The sequence below is a fragment of the Mesorhizobium sp. M0136 genome (genome assembly GCF_040322515.1).
Taxonomy (GTDB): Bacteria; Pseudomonadota; Alphaproteobacteria; order Rhizobiales; family Rhizobiaceae; genus Mesorhizobium.
This window is the reverse complement of record NZ_JAMYTP010000015.1, coordinates 156445-164146: the sequence shown is the minus strand read 5'-3', so window position 1 is coordinate 164146 and position 7702 is coordinate 156445. Positions and strand designations below refer to the sequence as shown.

The 7702-nt window shown below is 64.5% G+C and carries 7 protein-coding genes and 1 pseudogene; 6 read left to right on the top strand and 2 right to left on the bottom strand.

From position 1 onward, the window contains the following. Positions 1–616: pseudogene (locus NKJ35_RS19590) on the top strand (hypothetical protein); the annotation flags it as partial. A gap of 96 nt (positions 617–712) precedes the next feature. On the opposite strand, the gene NKJ35_RS19585 reads toward NKJ35_RS19590, so the two are convergent. Together NKJ35_RS19585 and NKJ35_RS19580 are read right to left on the bottom strand one after the other, a co-directional pair. Then, positions 713–1678 carry a glutaminase gene (locus tag NKJ35_RS19585; protein WP_254817099.1) on the bottom strand — a complete coding sequence of 322 codons (966 nt, stop codon included), beginning with the start codon at positions 1676–1678 and terminating at the stop codon, positions 713–715. A gap of 10 nt (positions 1679–1688) precedes the next feature. Next, complete coding sequence (locus NKJ35_RS19580) at positions 1689–2837, bottom strand: pyridoxal phosphate-dependent aminotransferase (protein ID WP_352649234.1); 1149 nt, start codon at positions 2835–2837, stop codon at positions 1689–1691. 145 nt (positions 2838–2982) lie between these two features. On the opposite strand from NKJ35_RS19580, the gene NKJ35_RS19575 reads away from it, so the two are divergent. From NKJ35_RS19575 to accC, 5 genes are all read left to right on the top strand, one after another. After that, entirely contained in the window at positions 2983–4377 is a 1395-nt protein-coding gene (locus NKJ35_RS19575; RefSeq protein ID WP_352649233.1) for a M48 family metalloprotease, read from the top strand. A gap of 70 nt (positions 4378–4447) precedes the next feature. Next, the gene (locus tag NKJ35_RS19570) at positions 4448–5251 is read left to right on the top strand and encodes a DsbA family protein (protein WP_352649232.1); all 804 of its coding nucleotides are present in this window, start codon (positions 4448–4450) and stop codon (positions 5249–5251) included. A gap of 164 nt (positions 5252–5415) precedes the next feature. Then, positions 5416–5850 (top strand): type II 3-dehydroquinate dehydratase, encoded by a 435-nt coding sequence (aroQ, locus tag NKJ35_RS19565; protein WP_031211260.1) that lies wholly within the window; start codon positions 5416–5418, stop codon positions 5848–5850. 26 nt (positions 5851–5876) lie between these two features. Further along, complete coding sequence (gene accB, locus NKJ35_RS19560; protein WP_352649231.1) at positions 5877–6335, top strand: acetyl-CoA carboxylase biotin carboxyl carrier protein; 459 nt, start codon at positions 5877–5879, stop codon at positions 6333–6335. 19 nt (positions 6336–6354) lie between these two features. Further along, on the top strand, positions 6355–7698 hold the full coding sequence (accC, locus tag NKJ35_RS19555; RefSeq protein WP_352477446.1) for an acetyl-CoA carboxylase biotin carboxylase subunit: 1344 nt from the start codon (positions 6355–6357) through the stop codon (positions 7696–7698). Positions 7699–7702 lie beyond the last annotated feature (4 nt).

The following is a 7702-nucleotide window of genomic DNA, read 5'->3' as shown; positions in this document are numbered from 1 at the left end:
CGCCTACCCGAACGTGCAGGGGCGGGCGTGTGGGGCCCACCGGGGTAACGGGGGGTACGGGGGGGAGCCGGTTAACGCAAATAAGCGCGGGCGCGGCAAGCGCGGCGGCAAGCGCAATCGCCGTGAAGACGGCGAGGACAGCGTCGAAGCCGGCGCCGGCGAGCCAGCCGCCATGACAGAAGGTGCCGCGTCGGAAGCAGAGCCCGTGACCGGCGAGCCGGAAGGTGCCCCGCCGGCCGAAGAGCTTGCGGTGCTTGCTCCGGCGAACGACGACATGCCGAGCGCCGAAAAGCCGAAGAAGCCGCGCCGCGCCGCCAAGCCGAAGAAGGTTGCGGCGGAAGCAGTTGCCGAGATTGCGGGCGCCGAGACATCGGCTGCCGAGGCCGCCTCCCTGGCTTCCGGCGAGACCCCCGCGCCGGTGTCGCCGGAGACCGAAGTGGCGGCTGCCGAGGAAACGCCGAAGGTCCGGCCGTCGCGCCGCAAGCCCGTACCGGTGGATGCTCCGGTCGTGCCGGTCGTCTCCTCGATCGTTCCCGACGAGGCAAAGACCGAGGAAGCAAAGACCGAGGACAAGCCAAAGCGTGCCGGCTGGTGGCAGCGGAAGGGCTTTTTCTAAGCCTTTCCGTGCATTAGCCAGACTTTTTGATTAGAAAAGTCCCGCGTCGCCGATCGGCTGCACGGGATTTTTTTTCCCCAATTGCAGGCGACGACACTATGGTGCGAAGATCGACCAGTTCATTATCTTCGCCAGTTTTTCCAGCGCGATCGAGCCCAGCCTGGAATTGCCGTTGGCATTGAGGCCAGGCGACCAGACGGCAAGGGAGGCGACGCCCGGCACGATTCCCAATATGCCGCCGCCAACGCCGCTCTTGCCGGGAATGCCGACGCGGAAAGCGAAGTCGCCGGAGCCGTCATAGTGGCCGCAGGTCAGCATCATCGCGCCGATGCGGCGCGCGCGCTCTGCCGAGACGACGGAATGCCCGGTCGCCGGGTTCTTGCCGCCATTGGCGAGAAAGCGGCCAGCCAGGGCCAGTTGCCGGCAGCTCATGGCGATAGCGCAATGGTGAAAGTAAACGCCCAGCGCCAGTTCCGGCGCATGGTGGAGATTGCCGAACGATTTCATGTAATTGGCGAGCGCGAAATTGCGAAAGCCGGTGGCGCGTTCGGACGCCGCGACCTCGCGGTCGACGATAATCGTGTCGTCATCGGCCAGGAACTGGATGAAGCGCAGGATCTCGCCGATCGCCTCGCGCGGCTGATGGCCGGCAAGCAGGATGTCTGAGACCACGATGGCGCCGGCATTGATGAATGGATTGCGCGGAATGCCGTTCTCGTGCTCGAGCTGGACGATCGAGTTAAACGGATTGCCCGAAGGTTCGCGCCCAACCCGCTGCCACAGCGCGTCGCCGACATTGCCGAGCGCCAGCGTCAGCGTGAACACCTTTGAGATGCTCTGGATTGAAAACGCCTCGTCGGCGTCGCCCGCGGTCAGCACGCGGCCGTCATTGGTCACCGCGGCGATGCCAAATTTTTTCGGATCGATCTTGCCGAGCTGGGGAATATAGCTGGCGACGTCGCCGCGATCGGTGCGCTCCGCCATTTCGGTGGCGACCTCGCGCAAGGCCTGTTCAAGCTGGGGCGCCTGTTCAAGTTGAGACGCCTGTTCAAGCTCCGGCATCGTCGCCCCGCTACTTTAGCCAGCGTTCGATACGCGCCATCGCCTCGACCATGTCGTCGTGGCTGCCGGCGTAGGAAAAGCGCATCGTGCGATGGCCCTGCAGCGGGTCGAAATCGCGGCCGGGCGTCGCCGCCACATGCGCCTCGGCCAGCATCCGGCGCGCAAACGCCATGCTGTCATTGGTGTGCCTGGTGACGTCGCAGAAGGCGTAGAACGCGCCGTCCATGGGCGCGGCCAAAGCAAAGCCGAGCTCCGGCAGGCGTTGCATCAGGAGCTCGCGGTTCCAGGCATAGCGCGCCTTCACCGCTTCCAGCTCTGGGGTCGCCTTGAACGCCTCGATCGCCGCAATCTGGGACAGCTCGGGCGGCGAGATGTAGAGGCTCTGGGCGATGCGCTCGACCGGCCGCACCAGCTCCTGCGGCAGCACCATCCAGCCGATGCGCCAGCCGGTCATGCAATAATATTTCGAGAAGGAATTGATCACCGTCACATCCGCGCCGAAAGAAAGCGCGGTCGTGTCTGGCGCCGCATAGGCCAGCCGGTGATAGATTTCGTCCGAGATTACGGCGATGCCGAGCTCTTGCGCCGTCTTGACCAGCGCCTCGAGATCGCCGGCGGGAATGACCGCGCCGGTCGGGTTGGCCGGGCTGGCGAACAGCACGCCCTTCAGAGGTTTTTCGCGATGCGCGGCTTGCAGGTGCTCGGCATGGAGATAGGCGGCGCCGTCCAACTCGATCTCGGCGATGTCGATGCCGAGCGCGGCCATGATGTTGCGATAGGCCGGATAGCCGGGGGCGGCGATGGCGACGCGATCGCCTGGATCGAACATCGCCAGAAAAGCAAGGTTGAAGGCAGCCGACGATCCGGTGGTGACGGCTATCCGCTCGGGCGAAACGTCAATCCCGTAATGCTCGCCATAGTGCGCCGCGATCGCCTTGCGCAGACCGGCGAGGCCCAGCGCGTCGGTATAGCCGATGCGGCCTGCCTTCAAGGCATTGGCCGCCGCTTCGCGAACCCCGGCCGGCGCCGGATCGGAAGGCTGGCCGACGGCCATGGATACGACTGGCAGGCCCTTGGCTTTCAGCCGATTCGCCTCGGCCAGGATGTCCATGGCGTGGAACGGTTCGACCGCGCCGCGGCGCGAAAGCGAAACAATCATTTTTCAATCCACCACACTTGTCCGCGCGTGCCGGCCATGGTGGCCGCGCCGCACAAATGCCCGATTGGTGTGGGGATCACAAGTTCGGTAAGTTTAGGCTGCCGACTTTTCATCCTTCGCCCACTCGTCTACCAGTGGACCTGCCATGTTGAGCCGACCCAAATCGACGATCGCCAGGACAGCGCGCGCCTTCGCGACGCTTGCGCTTGCCGCGGTGGTCGCCATGGCCGGCTCGGTCGATGCATTTGCGCAGAATGTGCCGGTGGTGCGCGATGCCGAGATCGAGGCGCTGGTACGCGACTACGCGCGGCCGATCTTCAAGGCGGCCGGCTTGTCGGGCGACGCCATCAACATCGTGCTGGTCAACGACCAGAGCTTCAACGCCTTTGTTGCCGGCCGCCGCATGTTCATCAACACCGGCGCGCTGATGACGGCCGAAACGCCCAACGAGATCATCGGCGTCATCGCCCACGAGGCCGGCCATATCGCCGGCGGGCATCAGCAGAAACTGCGCGAGCAGCTCGAGCGTGCCAAGACGATGGCGATACTGGCGACGCTGCTTGGCGCCGGCGCCATGGTTGCCGGCGCCACCAGCAACAGCCGCGGCCTCGCTGGGGCCGGCATGGGCGTGATGGCCGGCGGCGGCGAGATGGCGCAACGCAGTATCCTCGCCTATCAGCGCACCGAAGAGATGACCGCCGACCGTTCGGCAATCGCTTATCTGAATGCAACCGGCCAGTCCGGCATGGGCATGCTGAAGACGTTCGGCCGTTTCCAGAACGCATTGTCGCTCTCGGGCGCGCAAGTCGATCCCTATCGCATCAGTCATCCGATGCCGCAGGAGCGTATCGCCAATCTCGAAGTGCTGGTGAAGCAGAGCCCTTACGTCGACAAGGTCGACCCGCCGGCACTGCAGCAGCGCCACGATATGATGCGCATCAAGATCGCCGCCTACATGCAAGGCCAGGCGGCGGCGTCACGATTGATGCGCAAGAACCCCGGCAGCCTCGCCTCGCGCTATGGCGACGCACAGATGACCTACCTTTTCGGCAATCTGGCTTCGGCGCTCACCAAGACCAACGCGTTTATCAAGGAACAGCCGAAAAACCCGTATTTCCAGGAATTGCGCGGCGACATCCTGATGAAGGCGAACCGGCCGAAGGATGCTGCCGACGCCTATGCCAAGGCGGTCAGCCTCGATCCGGCGCGATCCGGGCTGCTGCCGGTCTCTTACGGCCAGGCGCTGATGGCCATCGGCACGGAGGATTCGCTGAAGAAGGCAGTGGCGCAGATCAACACCGGCCTCGGACGGGATCGCGAAAACGCTGACGGATACCGCTATCTGGCACAGGCTTATGGGGAACTCGGCAACATCCCGGCCGCCGAGCTTGCAACCGCCGAAGGGCATTTCTATTCCGGCGACTACAAGAATGCGAAGATCTTCGCCATGCGGGCGCAGCAGAGCATGAAGCGGGGCGAGCCGGGCTGGCTTCGCGCGCAGGACATTATAAACTACGCACCATCAGGTAAGAAGAAGTGAACCTTTCGGACGCAGGCTGCGACACAGCCAAAGCGAGCGGACTGGAACACGGGCAAGAGGATCGAGGATCATGACCAAGGCAATTCTGCTGGGCACTACCGGAGTGGCAGCGGCTCTCGCCATGCTGGCGTTCGGCTTCGTCGCCGGCAATCCGCAGACGGCGAAGGCCGGCACGGCGCAGCTTGCCCAGACGGCGTCCTCGGGTACCAAGCTCGACCGCACCGAAGTCGAAGGCATCGTCCGCGACTATCTCCTGAAGAACCCGGAAGTGCTTCTGGAGGCACAGCAGGCACTCGAGGCCAAGCAGAAGGAAGAACAGCGCGTCGCCAGTCTCGGCGTCATCAAAGACGCCAAGGACCAGATCTTCAATTCCTCCTTTGACGGCGTTGTCGGCAATCCCAACGGCAAGGTCACCATCGTCGAATTCTATGATTATAATTGCGGCTACTGCAAACGCGCCATCGACGACATGCGCGCGCTGACCAAGGCCGATCCGGACCTGCGCTTCGTGCTCAAGGAATTCCCGATCCTCGGCCCGGATTCGCAGAAGGCGAGCGTCGTCTCGATGGCCTTCCATTTGCTGAAGCCGGAGAAATACGGCGAATTCCATAATGCGCTGCTCGGCGGCCAGGGGCGCGCCACCGAGGCGGCGGCAATCAAGGTGGCGCTGTCGCTCGGCGCCGACGAGACGGCGCTGCGCGAAAAGATGAAGGACCCGAGCATCACCGAGGCCTTCTCCAAGACCTATGATCTCGCCACCAAGCTCGCCATCACCGGAACGCCGTCCTACGTGGTCGGCAACGAGGTTGTGTTCGGCGCGCTTGGCCAGGAAGTGCTGGCCGAAAAGATCGAGGCGGCGAAGGCGGCGCTCTGATTAGCGTTCGGGTTTCGATTGGGGCTGCGGGTTTCCGGCGCGGGCCGTTTTCCGGCTGTTGTGGACGGCGAAAGAACGCACTTGCGCTCTTTTCGCCAGCGTCTATGCCCATTATAGAGGGTCCGGCGCGCCGGCTTAGCCGCGCCGGGAAAGGTCGGCATTTTTTGAAAACGGTTTTCGTCCTGAACGGCCCCAATCTCAACGCGCTCGGCAAGCGCGAGCCGGGTATCTATGGCGGCAAGACGCTTGCCGCGATCGCCGACGACTGCAAGCAGGCAGGTGCCGCACTTGGGCTGGAGATCGATTTCCGCCAGTCGAACCATGAGGGCGACCTCGTCGACTGGATCCAGGAGGCCGCCGACAAGGCCGCCGCAATCGTCATCAATCCGGGCGCCTACGGCCATACCTCGATCGCCATTCACGATGCCATCCGCGCCGTCGCGCCGCTGCCGGTGGCTGAGGTGCATCTTTCCAACATCCACGCGCGGGAACCATTCCGCCACGTCTCCATGGTCGCGCCGGTCGCCGTCGGCATGATCTGCGGGTTCGGGCCGCTCGGCTACACGCTGGCGCTGCAGGCGCTGGCTGCACGCCTATGACCGGCCCACAAACAGAAGGCTCGAAAATGTCGATAAAGAAGAACGGTGTTGACCAGCAGCTGATCCGCGATCTGGCGGGCATACTGAACGACACCAACCTGACCGAGATCGAGGTCGAGCTGGGCGATCTGAAGGTGCGCGTCTCGCGGCAGGCGCCGGCCGTCCATCCGGTCGCCGCAGCGCAGCCGGCCCACGCGCCGGCAGCCGCGCAGCCCGTGGCAGCCGCCGCGCCGGCGGCGCCCGACGTGTCGAAGAACGCCGTCGCCTCGCCGATGGTCGGCACAGCCTATCTGGCGCCGTCGCCCGACGCCAAGGCGTTCATCGAGGTCGGACAGAAGGTCAAGGAAGGCCAGACGCTGCTGATCATCGAGGCGATGAAGACGATGAACCAGATCCCCTCGCCGCGCGCCGGCACGGTGACGGCGATCCTGTTCGAAGACGCGCAGCCGGTCGAATATGGCATGCCGCTCGTCGTGATCGAGTAGAGCCGGGAACAGGCGAAAGATGTTCCAGAAAATCCTCATCGCCAATCGCGGCGAAATCGCCCTCAGGGTGCTGCGCGCCTGCAAGGAGCTCGGCATCCAGACGGTGGTGGTGCATTCGACCGCCGACGCCGACGCCATGCATGTGCGTCTCGCCGACGAGAGCGTCTGCATCGGCCCGCCGCCGTCGCGCGACAGCTATCTCAACATCCACCAGATCGTCGCCGCCTGCGAGATCACCGGCGCCGACGCAGTGCATCCCGGCTACGGTTTTCTGTCGGAGAACGCCAAGTTCGCCGACATCCTCGCCGCGCACAACATCACCTTCATCGGCCCGACCGGCGACCATATCCGCATTATGGGTGACAAGATCGAGGCCAAGCGCACCGCAAAGCGCCTCGGCATCCCCGTGGTGCCCGGCTCCGACGGCGCGGTCACCGAGGACAAGGAAGCCAAGCGCATTGCCGCCGCGATCGGCTACCCCGTGATCATCAAGGCGTCGGCCGGCGGCGGCGGGCGCGGCATGAAAGTGGCGCATAGCGAGGCCGACCTCGAGGTGGCGCTGCAGACGGCACGCTCGGAGGCGGGTGCGGCCTTCGGCGACGACGCCGTCTACATCGAGAAATATCTGCAGAAGCCGCGCCATATCGAAGTGCAGGTGTTCGGCGATGGCGCCGGGCGCGGCGTGCATTTCGGCGAGCGCGACTGCTCGCTGCAGCGCCGTCACCAGAAGGTCTGGGAAGAAGCGCCCTCGCCGGCGCTCAATGCCGAGGAGCGCGCGCATATTGGCGGCGTCTGCGCCAGGGCGATCGCCGATCTCGGCTATTCCGGCGCCGGCACCATCGAATTCCTCTATGAAGACGGCGAGTTCTATTTCATCGAGATGAACACGCGCCTGCAGGTCGAACATCCGGTAACCGAGGCGATCACGGGCATCGATCTCGTGCACGAGCAGATCCGCGTCGCCTCGGGCGGCGGGCTTTCGGTGCGCCAGGAGGATATCCGCTTCCACGGCCATGCCATCGAATGCCGCATCAACGCCGAGGATCCGCGCACCTTCACCCCCTCGCCAGGCACCATCACCCACTTTCACACGCCGGGCGGCCTCGGTATCCGCGTCGATTCCGGCGTCTATTCGGGCTACAAGATCCCACCCTACTACGACAGCCTGATCGGCAAGCTGATCGTGCACGGCCGCAACCGCGTCGAGTGCATGATGCGGCTGCGGCGCGCGCTCGACGAATTCGTCGTCGACGGCATCAAAACGACCCTGCCGCTGTTTCGCGACCTCGTTGGCAACGCCGACATCGCCAATGGCGACTACGATATCCACTGGCTGGAAAAATACCTGGCCGAAGGCGAGTGATACA

Bases quoted from the DNA above. Each gene is read 5' to 3' on its own strand.
- accB (WP_352649231.1), top strand. From the start codon at position 5,877: ATGTCGATAAAGAAGAACGGTGTTGACCAGCAGCTGATCCGCGATCTG.
- NKJ35_RS19570 (WP_352649232.1), top strand. From the start codon at position 4,448: ATGACCAAGGCAATTCTGCTGGGCACTACCGGAGTGGCAGCGGCTCTC.
- accC (WP_352477446.1), top strand. From the start codon at position 6,355: ATGTTCCAGAAAATCCTCATCGCCAATCGCGGCGAAATCGCCCTCAGG.
- NKJ35_RS19575 (WP_352649233.1), top strand. From the start codon at position 2,983: ATGTTGAGCCGACCCAAATCGACGATCGCCAGGACAGCGCGCGCCTTC.
- NKJ35_RS19585 (WP_254817099.1), bottom strand. From the start codon at position 1,678: ATGCCGGAGCTTGAACAGGCGTCTCAACTTGAACAGGCGCCCCAGCTT.
- NKJ35_RS19580 (WP_352649234.1), bottom strand. From the start codon at position 2,837: ATGATTGTTTCGCTTTCGCGCCGCGGCGCGGTCGAACCGTTCCACGCC.